Below are 19449 nucleotides of genomic sequence, written 5' to 3'. Positions count from 1 at the left end.
TCACACCCCCAATCGATACAGGACATTCTCTTTTGCCTTGGCATGTCCCAAATATGCAGGAAATTGAACTATCTTTTTTCTATACTCGAACAAGGTCATTTCTAACCCTGTATCTGCAAAGAGCATTTTGTTTGGTAAAAGTCGAGTAGCATTAATGACCTTTTCACATTTACCAAATTTGTCATTGTGAAGTATGGTTGCGTCAAGCGATTGTTCAGCTAAATAAAATGCATATAAATCAGAATTAGGCGCTTTGACGACAAACAACTTTATTCGTCCAATACCAAGTGTATTATTCGAAACTAATTCTTTAATTGCATCACTGTTCACAGGAATGTTTTTTAGCATATCTACATCATCTTGAAGCTTTATGCCTTGCTGTGTAATTGCCCACCATGCATGATGCGCTACACCACTCATATCGCATTCGACTGCCAAATCTAATAATTCTTTTACTGTTGTCACTTTGAACCCCCCTGCCCCCAAACTACATTAGCAAGTCGCCCTGTCTCTTTAATGTAAACAGCCATTACAGTACCAGTTGGACCATTTCTATGCTTTGCAATGATGAATTCTAGCATATTTTTACTCTCTGATTCTTTGTCATAGTAGTCATCTCTGTAGAGGAACATAATTACATCTGCATCTTGCTCGATATTCCCTGAATCACGTAAGTCACTCATCATCGGACGTTTATCTTGCCTAGCTTCAACACTCCGATTTAACTGTGATAAACATACAACTGGGCAATCAAATTCTTTTGCCATTTGCTTTAAATCCCAACTGATTTGCCCAATAATTTGTGTTTGATTATCTTTAGGATTCGCCCCACGAATTATTTGTAGATAGTCGATAAAAATGATTGGCTGTCTGTTTGGGTTGGCCTTTATAATCTTTCTAGCGCTTGCACGTATTTGTGCAACCGTTAATCCTGCTCGGTCATCGATTTCAATTTTTGTATTGCTTAAATGTGTCAATGTTGGTAGCCAATTATTCTTTTGTTCCTCTGAAAAATGCTCGTACGGATTACGCATTTTTAATCGGTTAAAGTTACCTGCTGCTGCTATTAATCTGTTAAGTAATGTTTCTCGGCTCATTTCTAACGAAAAGATAATTGGTAAGTACCCTGCCCATCCAGCTGCCATTGCAAAATGATCAAGTGTGTCCGTTTTCCCCATTGAAGGACGAGCAGCAACTATAGTTAACTCTTTTCGTTGAAACCCATTTAACATTTTGTCTAAATCACTTAATCCAGAAGTTACACCTTTTCTGACAGCACTTTTTTTATATGGGGTATCTCCTAGTTCAACGAGATCGATCATGATACTTGTGTTTTGCTCTGTATCACTTCCTTGAATATCATCTAGAGCTTTTTGAATGTTATCAATTGTCCAAGCTTCTTGTTGTGCTTGTTGAAGAATAAAGGCTTTTTTTCGCTCTCTCCAATGGGCTACTAGAATTTCACGATAATTATCAAACTTTACTGTATTTGCAAAGTTACTTAGTTCTGCTAGATAATTGGCTCCACCCAATTCCATTGGCTCACGCATCGTCATTAGCGTGATATAATCAATGGTTTTCCCTGCTGATGCTAGTTCTTGCATACAAGAAAAAATGTTACGGTGTATTTGACTTGTAAAATGTTCTGAATCTAAACCACTATCAGAAATTAAGTAGTTTTCTACTAGCATTATTCCTAGTAAGCTTTTTTCTGCTAATTCAATACTTAGCTCATGCGTGTGGATCATCCGAAATCTTCTCCTTCGTTAAAATTCAACTCCACTGGCTTTGCAACAGGTGTTGCTACTTTTTGTTTAGGTGAAGTATTTTCGTTCAGGTAGTTTTCAAAATTTTTCGGAGCAAATAAAGTGCTCGGTCTTAAGTAGGCATTCATATCTGGGTTGTTTAGCCATTGGGCAACCTTTATATCAATAACTCTCTTAAAGTCATCCACTGTATATCCTTCTGCCAATCGACCATTAATAAATTTTTTTGTAGAGCCAGTAGATGCCTTGAAGTTTTTAGAAGCACTGATGTTTAAATACTCGATGATTAACTCGATATTCTTTTTATCATTACTTAGTAAAGAATCAGTAATTAGTAGTGCTTCCTTTCGTACATCTTCATTACCTACTTGTACATTTTGGGAAAGTAGAGAGCCCTCTTGCGTTTGTGGTACTTCAAAAACTACAGTTTCCCAATGATCTATTTTTTTATCTTTGTAGACTGGAAATCGTTTAACATAACCATGTGTTTTCAACTCATTAAAGCCAGAACGAAAGGACTTTTCTCCGTCTGTAGAATGCTTCATAAGCTCATTCAAATGGAAAACCCAATTGTCTGGCATCGATAACATATACGCTATGATTCCTTTTGCTTTCCAACTAAGACGGGTATCCTTTAGTGCTGCTTTATGAAGGACTGTGTAGTTACTATTTTTCTCAACCCTAACTATTCCTTGCATTTTCTAGCCCTCCCATGTTGCAACAAACTTCAATGCATCCTGCAACTCATGCTGTTTAACGTCACGATAGGACCCTACTTGATAGCGCTCTTTAATAGCAGAATAGATTGCTCTGAACAACGCTGGACGTGCGCGTTTATCTTTCGCTAAAGCATGAACACGCTCTCCTACGGCTGCTCGTAATCGGCTTTGCTCACCTGAATGCAATGTAACCTGTTGTTTTAGCATGTCCTCCAATGTAGTCACCCTGCTTTCTAATTGCTGATAGGCTTCTAGAGTAATAGCCAATGGAGCTTGTCCCTGTTGCATAATTGGTTGTGGTGGTGCTTCTAGAATGCTGTAGTAGCTGTCCACAAGTGCTGTAAAGGCTTCTTTTGCACGTTTTCCTTTGAGAAAGCTAGAGTGAAGCCATGCACCTTTTTCTGTCCACAAATTCAATGAAGACGCAAATTTAAGGCTAGCGTCATCTGGACGCTCGGCTTTAAATGCCTTTAATGTCTCGCCAGACAGTTGAAAGTAATGTTCACCTTCAATAAATTGGTCTTGGTTTCGACTGAAATTCCGATTGATAATCTTGGCGTTTGTGTTGTAGGATTCTGCAAGTTGTACACTTGTTAGAACTCTTGTGCCGCCATGTACAATAAGTTTTGACATTCATTGACCTCCCTTGTCAGCAGACGTACTAATTGCTATAATTTTGGTAATGTATTTTTTCATGTAGCTTACTCGCATGCCAGTGCTTGTAAGCTTTTTTTGTATCCTGATAGGCTGACGTCTCACAGACGCTTACCTTCTGCCCTCCTTCCTAGTGTAGAACCACCAATCTATTTACAAAGTGGTCTTGGCAACTTGGGCCACAATAGGGCTGTCGCTCGCCCAAAAGGTCATGGCGTACTGTGCTCGGCTTTATAAATAGATTGCTAGTCCTATTAAATTGATAAACTCATGTTCTCATGATGTGAAAATAATTATGTATTAAATGAAGTCCCATCAAGCAGTTCACAACAGGCAAAGCGCACCGATAAGGGGAGGAACGGTAGTTGTAAACTGCTGGATGAGAGCGAGGTCTATCTCGCTCAAATTCCTACTTAATTTGACTTTTCTAGAATGATTGTCCATAATAAGGTGTATACTCAAATGTCCAGAACTGATCTCCGTCAAGATTAGTTCAGAAATGCAGGTGCTGATGCGCTTGCATTTTTTATTTTTCTACAGGCCATACAATCCTCCTATCCCCCACATGATAATCATGGGTACTGTTTGTAAAAATTGAATAGCAGCATCTGAACTAAATAATGTTGCTACTACTACATCTTGAGAATTAGTAATCGCTGCTGCCCTTGCTAAAAACTTTGCCTCTACTGCCACAATATTTTTCTCAATACGACTAATTGTCGATTGTGTAGTGTGCATCAAATCAGCAAACGCCTCTTGTGATAATTTAGCCTTCTTACGGCACTTCTTAATTAATCCGCCAATATTAATGTCCATTTTGATTCCCGCCTTTACTATGCAAATAGTGCATATTATGCATGGATTGCATAGTTAAAAATTTCATTTATTACTAAAATATAGATGAGGTTACTGCCCAACCTCTTAGCCCATAACTCTTGCTAATCTAAATTCCTAAAACATACCTGCCTGGTGTTTTGTTTTTAGTTTTTAGATGTCCCAGTTATTCATGATGTAATCAACCATGAATTTCGATGTTGGCTCATATAACCAGATTCTTTTTCCATTTGGCCCACTACGGCGCTGATATTGTCTCCAACGTGGGTCCTGTTTAATAATTTTCTCTTCAATGGTTTTTTCACAGAAAGGAATATATTGAGTCATTTCTTCTAGGTCCCAAAACAGTAATTTTCTACGAGCATGCTCTCTTATGAAATCGTCTAGCTTTTGAATAACAAATTCTTCGGTGATTCCTGCCATTTCAAAAAGTGTTTTAACTAGGGTGCTTTCATTAACTTGAGTAGGTATCATCATGAACCTCCTTTTTAAGTTTATATACATACAAAATAACGAAATAGAGACAAACAATAATAAAGAATTCAAAATCTCTGATTGCTCAGATTAAAATTGCCAAAACGGCAAATCATTGTTTAAAAAAGTTTATCAATTGGTACCGCTAGAATCGAAGATATTTTTGCTATATCTTCAGCACTCATTTTTCGTACACCATTTTCTTTATAGTAGTAACCTTGATAACCTTTATAGCCCATTGCTGTTGACATTTCTTCTATAGAAATATTCTTTTGATTTCTAATTTGTTTGATTAGATTAAGGTCAACTACTGGATGTTTGATCAATATAGACACCTCCTAAAGAATTACCTTTTCGGTAACTTTAATTAAAATATATATTACCATTAAGGCAAAGTCAATACTCAAATTACCTTTTTGGTAATTTATTTTTTACCGTTGTGGTAAATGACTATATAATGATAAAATTATTTAAATAAATACATAAAAGAAGGTGCATTTTGGTGGAGACGTTAGGAAAGCGAATTAAGTATTTAAGAGAAAGAAGCAAAATTTCTCAAATAGATTTTGCTAAAAAAATCGGCGTTTCCAATGCTGTGTTGTCTAGGTATGAATCAGGTGATAGAAAACCTGATTATGATACATTACAGTTAATAGCTGATTTTTTTGAAGTCAGCACCGACTACCTTCTAGGTCGCACAGATACTCCTCTTTCACCAGTAGAGCAAGATGAAGCTGATTTTCAAACTTTTAAAGATAATCCAAAGTTAAATGTATTTTATAAAGAATTACCTGAATCTGAAGAAGAAGCTGTAGAACGACTACGTGAGATTTGGGAAATTATCAAACATGACTACAAGAAGAAATAGGACATGCATAATTGCATGTCCTTATTAACATCCAGTATTGTAAATATAATGAATTAATGTATTATTACTATATAAAAAAGAAAATTAATGAAGGTGAAAACAGATGAAAAAAATTAAATATTTAGCCTTGGTTTTATTTGCATTTTTTTTAGTTGCCTGTAATGACACAGAATCTAGTGAACCAAAAAAGGCATCTAGTGAATCAGGTAATGAAGAAAAGACAGAAAAAGGATTACCTAACCCTTATTATTATGCTGATAAAATAAGAGGTACATGGGAAGGAGTTATTGTCGAACAAAATTCTGAAAATGGAGAACATAAAGATGAAGAAATACCAGGTATTATTGAATTTGATTTCGATTACATGACATTGAGCCCTGTAGAAAGTAACGATATGGAAGAAGAAATTGTAGAATACGGAATTGTTGATTTTTTATTTCGTGTAAAAGACGATGACTCTGACTATGCGTATTATGAGATCATCCTAAAAGGTGATAACAAATTCCATTTTAGATCATTAAAAGAAAACCGTGTAGTATTAAAGTTAAACAAAAAGATTAGTGAGTAACTAACAACCTACAAAACTTTCTAATGCATAGTTGCATATTATTTTAAATAATATCTACTCACACCCCTACTTTTCAATTAGTAGGGTTTTATTGTACACTTGAACGGAACGCACGTTCTTATTATTGCAAATGGGGCTGTTTTAATGACTTATACTACTTATACTGAAGATTTTATAAAAAAAATGTACTACCAAATCGGAATCACGAAACCACATCAATTGCAAATATCAAGAATTGCTAATGCTTTAGACATCAAAGTATTTTATTGGAAGCGAACAAGCCAAGCGTTGTTTGAAGGACATTATGTATATATTTTTTTAGATGAAAGATTATCAGAATCTGAATTATGGCAAGATTTTTGTCATGAACTATCTCATATACTTCAACACAATGGACATCAGGGATATCGTGGTAAGATGCCGATTTTATGGGTAGAGTATCAAGAGTATAAAGCTAATAACTTTATGTATCATGCTTGTATGCCTAGTTTTATGTTAGATATGTTAAATATCACTGACTATACATTCCCCACCATATTGGTACTGCAAAGACTTTTTAATGTTGAATATGATTTTGCTTTAAAAAGAACCATGCAATATCTTAATAACAGAAAGCTGTTTTATTGGAGTTAATTCTACTAAACTATATTCTAGATTGAAAGGAGTGATGTACAAGCTTCCCTACACTCAAAGTTCCTAAAACATACCTGCCTGGTAAAAATAAAAGGACGTGAGTATATGGCTAGACCAAAATTGACGAAAACAAGAAGAAATAATATCTATAGTTACGTAGATTCGAATAAAAAGAAAAAGTATGCCTATCGCTACAAATACTATGACTCATTAGGCAAGCGTAAAGAGTTGTATAAACAAGGTTTTGATTCTGATCGTGATGCTGAGGTTGCATTAGCAAAATTGATCGCTAAAACTGAAAGTTATTTAAAATCCATTGAAAATAAAAATATGACAGTATCCCAGTGGATGGATATCTGGTTTGAAGCAAGACAAACCGATTGGGCTATCACTACAAAAACTTTAAACAAGCAGATGATTAGACTTCATATTAAACCAATTTTAGGTCATTTTAAAATTTCTAGTTTAGATTATTTGACTTATAAAAACCTCTTCGTTGATGCATTGTTAAAAACCAAAAGCGTCAATACTGTTAAATGTGCTCATAGAGTATTTAATAATGCCATGAATTTAGCTGTTAGAAATGAAATACTATCCAAAAATCGTTTTACATCTATGAATATTTCAAAGGAAAAAGTGACAAAGAAAGAGGGCTTTAATGAAGAAGAACAATTGAATTTCCTCAATGAAGTTGATTTAAAAAGGTTACTCAATTATCTAAAAAAGGCAGACGATATGACCCATACTGTGTTAATCTGGACCATCGCATTAACGGGGATGAGGAAAGGTGAAGCAGCTGCTCTACAATGGAAAGATATTGATTTAAAAAAATGTACAATCAATATTTATGAAACGAGAGACCCCTTAGGTCATCGTGAAGCCAAAACGAAAAATAGTTATCGGATTGTTGAAGTTGATCCAGAATTATGTGAATTACTAGAAGCTTATCGTAAGAAAACTATCGAAATGAAATTAGCGATAGGAAGGCAACATGTTACAAATGATTATGTATTTGTGAATCTTGATACACAAAATCCGATAGGTACAAATTTAGCAGGAAGAATATTGAAAAGGGCATATGAAGATAAGATTATTTCTAAACAAATATCGCCTCATGGACTTCGTCACTCATACGCTACAATTATGTGTGCTCAAGGAGTTCCGATTCCTGTCGTTGCTAAAATGATTGGCGATACTCCAAATACGGTGATGGCATATTATGCCCACTCCCTGAAAGAAAAAGAAAAGGAAGCTGTTCAACTATTATCTAAGGTCCTCCTTTAAACAGATTTGGGGAACTTTCTGGGGAACCGTTCCTTAAAAGGCATGAAAACCCTTATACTTAAAGGGTTTTCATGCCACTACGTATATATCATTATTATAACGATCATCTGTAAAGCCTACTGTAATAATCGCCTTTAACGCCTTTGGTCGACGAGCTGCTACTTGTAGAGAATTAAATCCGCCCCACGATTTCCCCATCATCCCGATATTGCCATCACACCAGCTTTGGTTAGCAATCCATTCAATGACTTCAAGAGCATCATCCTGCTCTTGCTTTAGATATTCATCTTTTAATAAACCGTCTGACTCACCTGAACCGCGCATATCTACTCGCACAACAGCATAGCCATGTCCTGCAAAATAACCGTGCATAGGTTCATCTCTCGCTCTTGTCCCATCTGTTTTACGATAAGGAATATACTCTAAAATGGCTGGTACTTTCTCTCCTGATTTCACTGTCGGAAGCCAAATACGACTAGAAAGCTTTGTGCCGTCTGCTAATTCGATCCATGTGTTTTCGATTGTTTCATATGTACACTCAAATTGTGTCACAATTTTTTTACTCATTGCATTATCCTCCCCTTGTGTCTAAGCACATGATTCTTTGTTCCAACATCCTCTTCGTCAAATTATTCAGAATCTTGATTATTTAGTAATCATGATTATAAAATAATTGTGATTAGTATATCACCTGAAATTCTAATGCACAACTCTTAAAATGACAAAAGCTAATGCTATAATGAAAGAAGATAAATAAAATTGTTATGCTATAATAAGTTTAAATTAGCTACAACAAGGTAAATATATACATTTAATTAATGATTTTACAGTAATTATTTGTTCGTTAGGGGGATACTACTTTGAAGAAAAAGGAAATACAAAGGAGTCGTATGTGGAAATACTTTGTAGATGCCACTGCGGAAATCATCGAAGAAGAAGGGCTGGAAAATGTCACGATCCGAAAGGTTGCTGATAAGGCGGGTTACAACAGCGCTACTATCTACAATTATTTTTCAGAAATCTCGCATCTTCTATTTTTTGCATCGATGAGATGCATGCAAGACTATACCAACGAAGTCGCTCGCTACATAGAAAGAGGCAAAGATCCTATTGAGAAATACTTATTGGCTTGGGAGTGCTTTTGCCAATATTCCTTCAAACAACCTCAGATTTTTCACGCAGTCTTTATCATGGATTTAGGGGAAACACCAGAGGCACTATTGGAGAATTATTATAATTTTTACCCCAATGATTTAATCAATATCCCTGAGGATTTAAAAACCATTTTATTTCAACACAGTCTAACGAAACGAGGGCGTTCTATGTTAGAGATCGCTTTAAAAGAAGGCTACTTAACAGAAGGGAATGTTGATGCCATCAATGAAATCACACTATTAATTTGGCAAGGCATGTTTACGAACCTATTGAATAATCGCAAAAGTTATGATGCCGAACAAGCAACGGCAATCACTATGAAATATATTACAGAAATCGTTCGTAATGCTAATCTTTTTGATGAGCAAAATAAAAACAAGCAACGAGAATCATAAACATCGCCACTCTTTTATGACTTCAACAATATGTAAAAAACCCCTTCTAGCAATGCTAAAAGGGGTTTCTATTATTTTTGCCAATGATTTAGTTCCTTTAACAATTCGGGTAGCTGCAATTTCTTGACATCGATAGGTGGCAATGCCTTAATAAACTCTTTCCCATATGACTTACTAGTAATTCGTCGGTCTAGGACAATAAAAGCTCCTTTATCCTGCGAAGAACGTATTAATCGACCAAAGCCTTGCTTAAACCTCATGATCGCTTCTGGTAGGGAAAGCTCAGTAAAGGAATTGCGGCCTTGAGTAGTTAGGTGCTTTGCCCTCGCCTTAAAAACAGGCTCTTCTGGTGAAGAAAATGGTAATCGTACGACAATGACAGAGGCCAGTGCATCTCCTGGAACATCTACACCCTCCCAAAAACTGTTTGTACCAAATAGAACGGCATGACTAAATTTTTGGAATGATTTTAGAATGCGCATACGGCTACCACCTGTTACACCTTGAGCAAATAGCATGTAATCATCTAATAGTTCACTATCTTGGATAAGCTCGACTGTTTTTCGTAGCATATCCTGTGCTGTAAAGAGTACAAAGCAACGCCCTTCTGTCATTCGAACAGTCCTCGTAATTGCATGGGCAACAGCCTCAATGTATTCTTCTTGGCTGACATGCTGAATATCTGGCATATCGGTGACGATAAATGCCTTAGCTCCAGCATAATAGGCTGGCGGAGCTTGTAGTTTCAAGACTTCAACATCATCAGAAATGCCCAACTGGCGTGTAACAAAGCGCTCATTGCCTGGTACCGTTAATGTGCCTGATGTCCAAACAATACTTGCTTGCTGACGTAATGGTGCTAATACTTGTTCAATTATCGGCGTTACATTGACAGGCTTCTTAAAGACATGGAGACTGCCTGGGACACTTCGTACATCAAATTCTAACCAAATAGAATTGCCTTCCTGTGGGGACAGAAAAATATCGTCCCATTCTGCAATTTTTATCTTCACTTCGCGAATCCAATATTGCCATTCAGATAATACATATTGATCGTTTTTATCTAGCTGCTCAATCGCATTTTCGAACGACTGTGTAATGGTAGTAGCGAGATCCAGCCATTGCTGGGTTAGTTTGCTTACTTGTGCAAACGATTCTTTCGCAAGTGAAACATCCTCTAAAAACAAGGTACATTTGCTACCTGCTTGTTTCCCTTTCATTTGCTGTTGCAATTTTTGAATTGTTCTCTGGATTGTATCATCAAATGTCCGCTGCAAACGTATAAATTGTGCATCAAGATGCTGTAAATTTCGCATGGCTACTCGCTGTTTTTTCTTCGCTGCCTGGCAAAACTGCTGAAATAAAGCCGTATCCTCCATCGTACCAATTTGTCCAAAAATATACTTCCATTGTGTGTAGGAGAAGACTACTTCATCCTGCTGCATAGCAGCCTGAATAAATTGATGCGCCTCGTCAATAATCCAGCCATCTATTTCTGTAAAGAGTGGTGTTTGACGCACTAAATCACTTAAAACCATGGCGTGATTCGTTACAATACAGTCAGCAACTGCACTGTTCTTTAAAGCTTGCTCATAGAAATCAAAGCCCTTTGAAGGCTTGTCATTCGGTATTTTTCGGATTTTTTCTAAAAACAGTTGTCCGCCACCAGAAACATTGAGCTCGCTCAACACACCTGTCTCTGTTTTGGTCAACCACACAAGTATTTGTAAAATAGTAAATGTATCATCATAGGATTCATCAGCATATGCCATACATTGCTCAAAGCGATCGAGATCAATATAATGCTGCATTCCCTTCAGCACACACAAATTCACCTTTGTCCCAAGGATTTTTCGATCTTTGGTAGCTCTTCTTCTACAAGCTGTTCTTGTAAATAGGAAGTATACGTACTGATGGCAATCTTTTTATTGACAGCACGGGCAAATAAGATGGCTGGAAGTAAATAGCCAGCAGTTTTACCAATACCTGTAGAAGCTTCAATCACGCACTCCTGTTGTTCATGTAATGCCCGCCAAATCGTGTCCATCATGTCAAATTGTGCAGGACGTTCCTCAAAATTTGGCAGTGCCTTTGCCATTAAAGTTATTTTCTCATCTACTGATTGAGGGTAGGCAATCGTTTCTGTCACATGCTCATGCTTATTTCGGCCATTACCAATGGCAAAATTACGGTAATAATGTACATTTTCGCGGCCCGTCGTATGCTGGCGCTTAATTTGCAACGCCTCAAAAAAAGCTGAGAAATATTTGATTTCAAGCGAAATGAACGCTTATGCATCTGTTCAAGTGTAAGCTGCGGTAAACTTAGTAGCTCCTTCCAGCAATGCTTGAATAGCTCAGCTGTCGCGCGTGCATCGTCATCCGCTCGATGTGCATTTGCTAACTCTATATTTAAATCGGCCGCTAAATCCCCTAGCTTAAAACCAAGTGACATAGGGAACAAAATTTTAGCTAGCTCCACCGTATCCATTTTTTTACCTTGCCATTTCGGTAGTCCAGCACGTTTAAACTCTGCTTGTAAAAAGGTTAAGTCAAAATCTGCATTATGTGCAACAAATACACAGTCAGCCAGTAGCTCATATATGTAATCCGCATGCGCTTCAAATGGGAAGGCATCCTTTACATCCTCATTTGTTATATGCGTTAAATCTTGAATGAAAGTTGGAATAGCTTTCCCTGGATTAATGAACTTCGTATAGGTACGCTCAATTTCCCAATCCTTCATAATAACAATGGCAATTTGAATCATCCGGTCCCCATTGGCTGGTGAATGACCAGTTGTCTCCAAATCTACAATTGCATATTTTTGACTTTCCATCATACATCTCAACTCACAGTTCACATTAGATAAGTTGAATTTTATCATATTATTGGCTCTGCGGCATCCTTTCTCCTCTTTGTTGAATCACCGCATCCATACAAAAACGCAACCTTAGAGAAATCCCCTAAGGTTGCGTTGTGGAATCGCTTATTGAGAACTTACTCAAACAAACATTAAGCTTATTGTTTTTTTGCTACATCAACAATACGGCCTTCAGTTGTTGTTTTCACTTCTTTTAATGATAATAAGTGTTCTTGGAAGTTTTCCCAGTCAGATAAACCTAAATCTGTTACACGGCCTTCTTCATAAATTTTTCTAAATACGTCATAGCCATCCCCACCTTGCTTAGCAGTAAATGCGTTTGTTGCTACTGTATATGTTTTATTATCTTCAAATGCTACATACTTACCTGTTGCTTGATCTAAATATTCAAACGATACAATGCGAGATCCTACTTCTTTTGAAGAATCATATTGTAATTTTGCACCTGCGATTTGTAGGAAGCCGCCAAATTGATTTGGTGCTTGTCCCACAGATAGTTCAAATGCTTCTTTTAATTGTGCACCCGTTATATCCATAAGTGCTAATGTGTTACCAAAAGGTAGTACTGTCATAACATGACCTACAGTAATTTCACCTGCTGGAATCGTCTCGCGAATGCCACCACCATTTGTAAAGGCCATCACAACTTTTTTATCTGTATATTGTTGTGATTTTGCTAACATACCATCTGTAATGATATTACCTAATGCCGCTTCTTGTGTACGTACTAATTCACGTGATCCATCTAATGCTTCATTAAGTTTTACACCAATCTCTTGTTTCATGATTGCATCTACTTTTTCTTTAAACGGTGCAAGTTTTTCTAATGCCGCTTTGTCCTCCGCTACTTTACCAAGGTCGATTAATTCTCCATCATATTCAGTCACAACACCATTTCCATCAAATGTTACATCTAGTGTACCTAGATACTTTACATACTCATTAGCTTGTACAATTAATGTAGCCTCTTTAGCTTCTCCAGCTGTATTTGTATCTACGATAAATGGTTTGTCTAGTTTTGTATGATCGTGTGCGCCTACAATAATATCAATACCATCTACATTTTTTGCTAATAATTGGTCATTATCAATATTGGCATTATCTTCAAATCCAATATGTGTTAAGGCGATAATTTTGTTAACACCCATACCTTCAAAAGCTGCTACTGCTTTTTTGGCCTCTTCAATGTAGTTTGAGAATGTTACTTTATCTGGAGATGCTACAGCTTTTGTTTCTTCTGTTGTTAAACCAAAAATACCAACTTTTTCTCCATCAATTTCTTTCACAATACCAGAGTAAATTTTACCATTTTCAGGTTCACTTGAAATTAAGTCTGTAAATAAACCAGTGAATTTATCATCTGCTGAAAAATCTGTATTGGCATCCACAAATGGGAATTTAGCACCTTTAATAAAATCTGCTAATGCTTGATGGCCTTCTGCTGATGCACCTAAATCAAATTCATGATTACCAAATACCATTGCGTCAAAGCCAATTTCATTTAATAGCGCTAAATCTGCTTGTCCATGGAATTCATTGAAATATAATGTACCATTAAATGCATCGCCAGCATGTAATGTTAATGTATTTTTCTTAACAGCACGCTGTTCCTTTACTGCTGTAGCTAATTTAGGTAAATTATCTGCATGAGCATGTGTATCATTCACATGTAAAATCGATAATGTGAAGGCATCTTCTGGTGTTTCAGGAGTCTCTGGAGTTACTGGTGTTTCTGGGTTTGACTTTGTTAGAGCCTCTGCAATGAATGTCGCCAGTTGTCCACGTGTAACTTTTTCACTAGCCTCATGATTTTTTGCACTTTCTAGCTCCGGTAATGTTGGAATAGATGCTAAGATTTTTGCTAAATCGCCATGTGTAATTGTTTGGTTTGGACGGAAAGTATTATCTCCATAGCCTGTAATGACATTTAATCCTACTAGAGCTGCAATCGAGCCATAATAAGGATTTGATGCACTAATATCCGTAAATTTTGGATCCTCTACTTCTTTTGTATCCAATTTTAATGCGCCTGCAATCATTTTTGTCGCTTGTCCACGTGTGACATTAGTATCTGGTTTGAATGTACCATCTGGGTAACCACTAATAATCCCTGCTGCATAAAGTGTAGAAATGCCTTCAAAATCTGCATGACTTTCCTTTACATCCGAAAAAGGGCTTGCTGCTGATGCTGGTACTACCGCTACCGCTGTTACAGCCAATGCTGCTGCAGTTACTGTTAAAAATTTGTTACGTTTATTTTCCATGACAAATGATACCTCCACTAGTAAAATGATGTACTAACAACTAAATTCTACATAAATATGACGCAAAATACTAGAACATTTGTAAAATTATAATTTTATAAACTAGTTTAATAGTAATAAAAGCAAAATTTTACCAGTTACTTTTATAACAAATTCAATCATAAAAAAGGAGGATTGGCTATGCTTTGCCATCCTCCTCTCTAGTATTAAGTTATACGATTGCTGAATTACATCACAGTTGCTTCTGGCTCGTGTGCAATCATTTCCTTAATTGTATTGCCCTCTCCCATGATGGCTACAGTTGGTTGATGGTCTTTAGCCTCATGATTATCCACATACACATAGGAAATAATGATGACAATATCACCACGCTGCACAAGTCTTGCTGCTGCGCCATTAACACAAATGACACCTGATCCTCGTTCACCAGCTATAATATATGTTTCAAAACGAGCGCCATTATTGTTATTCACAACATGTACTTTTTCGTTTGCCAGCATACCTACTGCATCTAAAATATCTTCATCTATTGTTATGGAGCCTACATAGTTTAAATCTGCCTGTGTCACTGTTGCACGGTGAATTTTACTATTCATCATCATACGTAACATACTATATTCCCTCTTTCACGGTAAAAATACAATTATCTATTAAACGTGTCTTACCTATATAAACAGCTGCTGCCAACAGTACTTGCTGAGTTGTAGCTGTCACTGGTGTTAAATCTGGATATGCTAATAATTCAATATAATCAATGCGGCCATGTGTTCTTGCATGAATATGAGCTTTTGCTTTAGCAAGTGCGCTATCAGCATCACCATTCACTAAAAAGCTATCGCGAGCCAACTGTAATGCTTCATTGATCGCTGGAGCCTCTTGTCGCTCTGACTTGCTTAAATAGACATTACGAGAAGATTTCGCCAAACCGTCCTCCTCGCGTACAATTGGGACAACACGCATTTCTAAAGGGAAATTAAAATCACGTACCATTGTCGCAATAATCGCAACCTGCTGTGCATCTTTTTGACCGAAATAAGCTCTTGTTGGCAGTGTTAAATGAAATAATTTAGAGACGACCTGTAAAACACCATCAAAATGACCAGGACGACTCGCACCACAAAGAATGGTAGCCTGCTCGCCTGCATGTAGACGAATGCCTCCATCTTGAGGATACATTTCCTCCACACTTGGTGCGAACACAATATCAACGCCCACAGATTCAGCTAATGCAGTATCTCTAGGCAAATCACGAGGATAACTTTCAAAATCCTCATTTGGCCCAAATTGTGTTGGGTTGACAAATATACTCATCACAACGACATCATTTTCTACACGAGCTGTTTGTGCTAATGTTAAATGACCTTCATGTAAATAGCCCATTGTCGGAACAAGTCCAATCGTTTTTTGAGCATGCTTAGCTGCTTGAATTTCTGTGGCTAATGCCTGTATGGTCGTGATGACTTTCATCATTTAACGCCTCCATATAGCTGATCTAATGCTTCCTCTTTCATTGTGAAGAAATGCTTTGGAGCTGGGAAAGTACCCGCTTTCACTGCTTCTACGTAACCCATCATCCCCGCGCTTGCTTCTTTGCCCATATCAGCAAATTGTTGAACAAATTTCGGTACATGGTGCGAACCGTAGCTTAGCATGTCATGATACACCAGCACTTGTCCATCAGCCTCAATACCAGCGCCTATGCCAATCGTTGGAATAACAAGACTAGCTGAAACAAGCTCTGTCAGCTGATGAGGGATACATTCCAACACGACTGCACATGCTCCAGCCGCTTCACACTGTTTTGCTTCTTCAAGCAGTGTAGCAGCCTGTTCAGCTGTTTTTCCTTGTACCTTATAACCACCAAGCACTCCAGCTGATTGAGGCAACAAGCCTAAGTGAGCTACTACTGGAATACCAGCTGACGTTAATTTACGAATGACAGGTATAACTTCACCTGCCCCCTCAACTTTTAAAGCATCTGCTCCTGTTTGTTGCATCATCGCAATGGCTGTTTTGAGTGTCTCATTGACATCGCCATGATAAGAACCAAAGGGCATATCAACAACAATAAACGTATCCTTTGCCCCTCGTCTTACTGCTTTTGCATGATGAACCATATCCGTTACAGTTACAGGCATTGTAGAATCATAGCCAAGCACGACCATTCCAAGTGAATCCCCGACTAGTATCATCTCAACACCAGCTTCTTCCGCGAATTTAGCAGCTGGATAATCATAGGCCGTCACCATCACGATTTTTTCGCCTGCCGCTTTCATCTTTAAAAAATCTGTTGTCGTTTTCATTTTGTAGTCCTCCTTTTTTAAAGGAAGAAAACAGAAAAACCCTTCTGGCCGAAAATAGACAGAAGGGTAGTGTGTCGTTCAATGATAAAAAGACCCCTTAAAGAGGCAATAGCTTGCAAAATGAAAGCTATATTTGAACGTATCGTTTTCTTCCGTCCCTGTCTAAAAGATCAAGGCAGATATTTGGTAGTATAGTCTATTGCGTTTTGAAGGTGCCGTTCACAATGGATACTGCCCTTCGCACATACTATAACAGATTTCCCTATTAATCTTCAAATATTATTTTCTTACAATATCTTCGTCTAACAACATTGGAAAAAATTTTCTTTTAGAATTGACAATCAATGTTATACGTCATATACTATCCACATACTATATGCCATATAATATAAAATGAAGTATAGGTATTACATGTGAGGTGAAAAGATGACATTTCAGCTTGGTTCAGCTTTACTTGATGCTTGTGTACTGGCTATTGTCGAGAAAGAGGACGCCTACGGTTATTCTTTAACACAGCAGGTACAATCAGTCATGGAGATTTCAGAGTCTACACTGTATCCTGTATTACGTCGCTTACAAAAAGCGCATTACTTAACAACGTACGATCAGCCTTATCAAGGTAGAAATAGACGCTATTATCAAATTACAGAGCAAGGACGTATACGATTATTAGAGCTATTAAAAGAATGGCAAATGTATAAGGAAAAGGTTGATTGTGTACTTTTAGGAGGGAATTTAGATGGATAGAGCAAGCTATTTGAAACAGCTACGAGGAAAATTACGTCGGCTTCCTGCGCATGAGTTAGACGCTGCGCTTGCCTATTATGAAGAATACTTTGAGGAAGCTGGAGAGGAAAATGAACATCAGGTTATTTCACAACTTGGCTCTCCTTCACATGTCGCCTCACAAATATTAGCTGATTTCGCATTAAAGGATTTAGAAACCTCCTCGGCAAAATCAACAAAAAAGAATATGTCTGCTATTTGGCTCATTATTCTAGCTATACTGTCTGCGCCCCTTTCATTGCCATTACTTGCAACAGCCATTGCACTCATTTTTTCATTTGGCGCAGTCATTATCAGCTTAATCTTTGCTATTGTCGCAACTGTAATTAGTATTTTTGCCGGTGGCGTTGTGGCAATCATATCAGGTTTCTTAATTTTAACAGAGCATTGGCCGACTGCCCTGCTCTTTATGGGTGTCGGGTTAATCGTAACAGGCTTGGGAGTCCTACTGTTCCCAGTTGTTGCTCGTGTTATCAAGAAAACCGTTGTTGTCTCTGTTGAAACATTAGGCAGACTATTCCACAAAATGACAAAGAAGCAAAAAAAGGGGGACTTCTAAATGACGTCAAAAAATACCCTTATTGCCATGACAATGATTGCATTAGGCATTCTACTCGCATTGATTGGCTATTTTTCAGGGGGGCGCTGGCTGATTCTAAAAGATTCAGAGGGTCTTTATGTCCCAAGTAATACTAAATTAGTAACTCAGTCTTATGCTTTAGATGCATTCACAAGTATTAATATCGTAAATGATTATGGAGATGTGGAGATTGTTGCAAGTGGTCGTGACTTTAAATTAGACACAAAGGTCCTTGAGCAAGCAGATGTAACATATCATATTGATAACGGAACTTTAACCATCGAAACAATGGCAAAGAAAAAGGATGGTTTTCAATTTGGCTTCGGGAACCTCTCTTCCCCTTCAATCAAACTCTATGTCCCAAAAGATACAAAAATAGAGGCGATTGTGATAGACAGTAATTTTGGCGATACAGCCATTCATGGGCTACAGTATCAGCAGCTTAATCTCATCCAGGATTATGGAGATATTACTTTCAACAACACGACTGGTGACAGAACAGAGATTAGGCAGTCCTTTGGTGATTTAACGCTTCAGCAACTTACTAGCAACGGCTTCACTATTGAGAGCGAGCATGGAGATATCGATATAGATGGCACATTAAATGGCCAATCAACCATTACCTCTAGTTTTGGCGATACAACGCTCCACTTACAAAACAAACAAAGTGATGTAGGCTATGATCTCAAAACAGACTTCGGTGATGTAACCATTAATGATGAAGAACAAAGTGGCACCGTGACACAAGTAATTAAGGGTGAGCACCAACTGAATGTTTCCTTATCACATGGTGATATAGATGTGTCATTAAAATAAAGAATAGACAATAAAAGAAGCTGCAAGTACAGGACGTTACTTGCAGCTTCTCATATTGTTGAAAAACAAAACCATTAATAGAATTTTTGTGAAAGGTGAAAATGGTTTCCGTTGCAGACTACTTTCTTTCCTGTAGGCGAGCGCCGAATCACTTCCTCCGCAACCGCTCCGTTTAGAGTTTTGGCTGTCTCGTGATCCCACGGGAGTCAAGTACCCTTCCACTTCAACCTACAAAAGTGTTACCTTTTAGCAAAGGTTTTCAAATAAAGTGAAGGTGTTCACGGCTCTTTATGAAGAGGTGCTGTTACGCATGACTTACCCACATTGAAAATAAGAGTCTATCGATTCTCTAATAATACTAATAATGGATTATTTTGTTCGCTACGGCCAGTATGAAAGATAAAGCAAAGACTCTTTTGCAGAATGGTTGATTGGAGTGGAGCCAGCGTCACTCCTAGGGGATTTAG

At 37.4% G+C, this 19449-nt stretch carries 20 protein-coding genes and 1 pseudogene; 8 read left to right on the top strand and 13 right to left on the bottom strand.

What is annotated here, in order from left to right; translation table 11 throughout:
- The 7 genes from NP781_RS05515 to NP781_RS05485 all read right to left on the bottom strand — a co-directional run bounded on the left by NP781_RS05515 (window position 1) and on the right by NP781_RS05485 (window position 4773).
- Complete coding sequence (locus tag NP781_RS05515; RefSeq protein ID WP_257521669.1) at window positions 1-465, bottom strand: hypothetical protein; 465 nt, start codon at window positions 463-465, stop codon at window positions 1-3.
- Window positions 462-1748 carry a replicative DNA helicase gene (locus NP781_RS05510; protein ID WP_257521668.1) on the bottom strand — a complete coding sequence of 429 codons (1287 nt, stop codon included), beginning with the start codon at window positions 1746-1748 and terminating at the stop codon, window positions 462-464. The genes NP781_RS05515 and NP781_RS05510 overlap by 4 nt, the downstream gene beginning before the upstream one ends.
- On the bottom strand, window positions 1745-2464 hold the full coding sequence (locus NP781_RS05505) for a conserved phage C-terminal domain-containing protein (RefSeq protein ID WP_257521667.1): 720 nt from the start codon (window positions 2462-2464) through the stop codon (window positions 1745-1747). Before NP781_RS05505 ends, NP781_RS05510 begins: the two co-directional genes overlap by 4 nt.
- Window positions 2465-2467: 3 nt before the next feature.
- Window positions 2468-3118, bottom strand: coding sequence for an ORF6N domain-containing protein (locus NP781_RS05500; protein ID WP_257521666.1), 651 nt, complete (start codon window positions 3116-3118; stop codon window positions 2468-2470).
- Window positions 3119-3673: 555 nt separating this feature from the next.
- Window positions 3674-3955 carry a helix-turn-helix domain-containing protein gene (locus NP781_RS05495; protein WP_257521665.1) on the bottom strand — a complete coding sequence of 94 codons (282 nt, stop codon included), beginning with the start codon at window positions 3953-3955 and terminating at the stop codon, window positions 3674-3676.
- A gap of 171 nt (window positions 3956-4126) precedes the next feature.
- Window positions 4127-4447: a hypothetical protein gene (locus tag NP781_RS05490; protein ID WP_257521664.1), complete on the bottom strand. Its 321-nt coding sequence runs from the start codon at window positions 4445-4447 to the stop codon at window positions 4127-4129.
- A 119-nt stretch (window positions 4448-4566) separates the two neighbouring features.
- Entirely contained in the window at window positions 4567-4773 is a 207-nt protein-coding gene (locus NP781_RS05485; RefSeq protein ID WP_257521663.1) for a helix-turn-helix domain-containing protein, read from the bottom strand.
- A gap of 176 nt (window positions 4774-4949) precedes the next feature.
- On the opposite strand from NP781_RS05485, the gene NP781_RS05480 reads away from it, so the two are divergent.
- The 4 genes from NP781_RS05480 to NP781_RS05465 all read left to right on the top strand — a co-directional run bounded on the left by NP781_RS05480 (window position 4950) and on the right by NP781_RS05465 (window position 7800).
- Window positions 4950-5315 (top strand): helix-turn-helix domain-containing protein, encoded by a 366-nt coding sequence (locus NP781_RS05480; protein ID WP_257521662.1) that lies wholly within the window; start codon window positions 4950-4952, stop codon window positions 5313-5315.
- 103 nt (window positions 5316-5418) lie between these two features.
- Window positions 5419-5883: a hypothetical protein gene (locus NP781_RS05475; protein WP_257521661.1), complete on the top strand. Its 465-nt coding sequence runs from the start codon at window positions 5419-5421 to the stop codon at window positions 5881-5883.
- Window positions 5884-6027: 144 nt separating this feature from the next.
- Window positions 6028-6516, top strand: a complete 489-nt coding sequence (locus tag NP781_RS05470) for an ImmA/IrrE family metallo-endopeptidase (protein ID WP_257521660.1) — start codon at window positions 6028-6030, stop codon at window positions 6514-6516.
- A gap of 105 nt (window positions 6517-6621) precedes the next feature.
- Window positions 6622-7800: a tyrosine-type recombinase/integrase gene (locus tag NP781_RS05465; protein ID WP_257521659.1), complete on the top strand. Its 1179-nt coding sequence runs from the start codon at window positions 6622-6624 to the stop codon at window positions 7798-7800.
- Between the two features lie 69 nt (window positions 7801-7869).
- Here the strand turns inward: NP781_RS05465 and NP781_RS05460 are convergent, their stop codons facing one another.
- On the bottom strand, window positions 7870-8367 hold the full coding sequence (locus NP781_RS05460; protein WP_373880538.1) for a CocE/NonD family hydrolase: 498 nt from the start codon (window positions 8365-8367) through the stop codon (window positions 7870-7872).
- A 323-nt stretch (window positions 8368-8690) separates the two neighbouring features.
- On the opposite strand from NP781_RS05460, the gene NP781_RS05455 reads away from it, so the two are divergent.
- Window positions 8691-9350 carry a TetR/AcrR family transcriptional regulator gene (locus NP781_RS05455; RefSeq protein ID WP_373880548.1) on the top strand — a complete coding sequence of 220 codons (660 nt, stop codon included), beginning with the start codon at window positions 8691-8693 and terminating at the stop codon, window positions 9348-9350.
- A 71-nt stretch (window positions 9351-9421) separates the two neighbouring features.
- On the opposite strand, the pseudogene dinG reads toward NP781_RS05455, so the two are convergent.
- The 5 genes and pseudogenes from dinG to panB all read right to left on the bottom strand — a co-directional run bounded on the left by dinG (window position 9422) and on the right by panB (window position 16800).
- Window positions 9422-12191: pseudogene (dinG, locus tag NP781_RS05450) on the bottom strand (ATP-dependent DNA helicase DinG).
- A 179-nt stretch (window positions 12192-12370) separates the two neighbouring features.
- A complete protein-coding gene (locus NP781_RS05445) occupies window positions 12371-14497 on the bottom strand; it encodes a 5'-nucleotidase C-terminal domain-containing protein (protein WP_257521656.1) in 2127 nt (708 codons plus the stop codon).
- A gap of 227 nt (window positions 14498-14724) precedes the next feature.
- Complete coding sequence (gene panD, locus NP781_RS05440) at window positions 14725-15108, bottom strand: aspartate 1-decarboxylase (protein WP_009370842.1); 384 nt, start codon at window positions 15106-15108, stop codon at window positions 14725-14727.
- A gap of 1 nt (window position 15109) precedes the next feature.
- Entirely contained in the window at window positions 15110-15964 is an 855-nt protein-coding gene (gene panC / locus NP781_RS05435; protein ID WP_221680878.1) for a pantoate--beta-alanine ligase, read from the bottom strand.
- Window positions 15964-16800 carry a 3-methyl-2-oxobutanoate hydroxymethyltransferase gene (panB, locus tag NP781_RS05430; RefSeq protein WP_221680628.1) on the bottom strand — a complete coding sequence of 279 codons (837 nt, stop codon included), beginning with the start codon at window positions 16798-16800 and terminating at the stop codon, window positions 15964-15966. The genes panC and panB overlap by 1 nt, the downstream gene beginning before the upstream one ends.
- A 426-nt stretch (window positions 16801-17226) precedes the next feature.
- Between panB and NP781_RS05425 the strand changes: the two genes are divergently transcribed.
- The 3 genes from NP781_RS05425 to NP781_RS05415 are packed head-to-tail and all read left to right on the top strand — an operon-like array spanning window position 17227 to window position 18982.
- Window positions 17227-17547: a PadR family transcriptional regulator gene (locus NP781_RS05425; RefSeq protein WP_004232706.1), complete on the top strand. Its 321-nt coding sequence runs from the start codon at window positions 17227-17229 to the stop codon at window positions 17545-17547.
- Window positions 17540-18145 (top strand): DUF1700 domain-containing protein, encoded by a 606-nt coding sequence (locus tag NP781_RS05420; RefSeq protein ID WP_066037628.1) that lies wholly within the window; start codon window positions 17540-17542, stop codon window positions 18143-18145. Before NP781_RS05425 ends, NP781_RS05420 begins: the two co-directional genes overlap by 8 nt.
- Window positions 18146-18982: a DUF4097 family beta strand repeat-containing protein gene (locus NP781_RS05415; RefSeq protein WP_257521655.1), complete on the top strand. Its 837-nt coding sequence runs from the start codon at window positions 18146-18148 to the stop codon at window positions 18980-18982.
- The last annotated feature ends 467 nt before the right edge of the window (window positions 18983-19449 follow it).

This window comes from Lysinibacillus sp. FN11 (assembly GCF_024628845.1).
Lineage (GTDB): Bacteria > Bacillota > Bacilli > Bacillales_A > Planococcaceae > Lysinibacillus > Lysinibacillus capsici.
This window is presented reverse-complemented; position numbering and strand designations above follow the sequence as displayed.

Bases quoted from the DNA above. Each gene is read 5' to 3' on its own strand.
- NP781_RS05510 (WP_257521668.1), bottom strand. From the start codon at position 1,748: ATGATCCACACGCATGAGCTAAGTATTGAATTAGCAGAAAAAAGCTTA.
- NP781_RS05505 (WP_257521667.1), bottom strand. From the start codon at position 2,464: ATGCAAGGAATAGTTAGGGTTGAGAAAAATAGTAACTACACAGTCCTT.
- NP781_RS05500 (WP_257521666.1), bottom strand. From the start codon at position 3,118: ATGTCAAAACTTATTGTACATGGCGGCACAAGAGTTCTAACAAGTGTA.
- NP781_RS05495 (WP_257521665.1), bottom strand. From the start codon at position 3,955: ATGGACATTAATATTGGCGGATTAATTAAGAAGTGCCGTAAGAAGGCT.
- NP781_RS05490 (WP_257521664.1), bottom strand. From the start codon at position 4,447: ATGATACCTACTCAAGTTAATGAAAGCACCCTAGTTAAAACACTTTTT.
- NP781_RS05475 (WP_257521661.1), top strand. From the start codon at position 5,419: ATGAAAAAAATTAAATATTTAGCCTTGGTTTTATTTGCATTTTTTTTA.
- NP781_RS05470 (WP_257521660.1), top strand. From the start codon at position 6,028: ATGACTTATACTACTTATACTGAAGATTTTATAAAAAAAATGTACTAC.
- NP781_RS05465 (WP_257521659.1), top strand. From the start codon at position 6,622: ATGGCTAGACCAAAATTGACGAAAACAAGAAGAAATAATATCTATAGT.
- NP781_RS05460 (WP_373880538.1), bottom strand. From the start codon at position 8,367: ATGAGTAAAAAAATTGTGACACAATTTGAGTGTACATATGAAACAATC.
- NP781_RS05455 (WP_373880548.1), top strand. From the start codon at position 8,691: ATGTGGAAATACTTTGTAGATGCCACTGCGGAAATCATCGAAGAAGAA.
- NP781_RS05445 (WP_257521656.1), bottom strand. From the start codon at position 14,497: ATGGAAAATAAACGTAACAAATTTTTAACAGTAACTGCAGCAGCATTG.
- panD (WP_009370842.1), bottom strand. From the start codon at position 15,108: ATGTTACGTATGATGATGAATAGTAAAATTCACCGTGCAACAGTGACA.
- panC (WP_221680878.1), bottom strand. From the start codon at position 15,964: ATGAAAGTCATCACGACCATACAGGCATTAGCCACAGAAATTCAAGCA.
- panB (WP_221680628.1), bottom strand. From the start codon at position 16,800: ATGAAAACGACAACAGATTTTTTAAAGATGAAAGCGGCAGGCGAAAAA.
- NP781_RS05425 (WP_004232706.1), top strand. From the start codon at position 17,227: ATGACATTTCAGCTTGGTTCAGCTTTACTTGATGCTTGTGTACTGGCT.
- NP781_RS05420 (WP_066037628.1), top strand. From the start codon at position 17,540: ATGGATAGAGCAAGCTATTTGAAACAGCTACGAGGAAAATTACGTCGG.
- NP781_RS05415 (WP_257521655.1), top strand. From the start codon at position 18,146: ATGACGTCAAAAAATACCCTTATTGCCATGACAATGATTGCATTAGGC.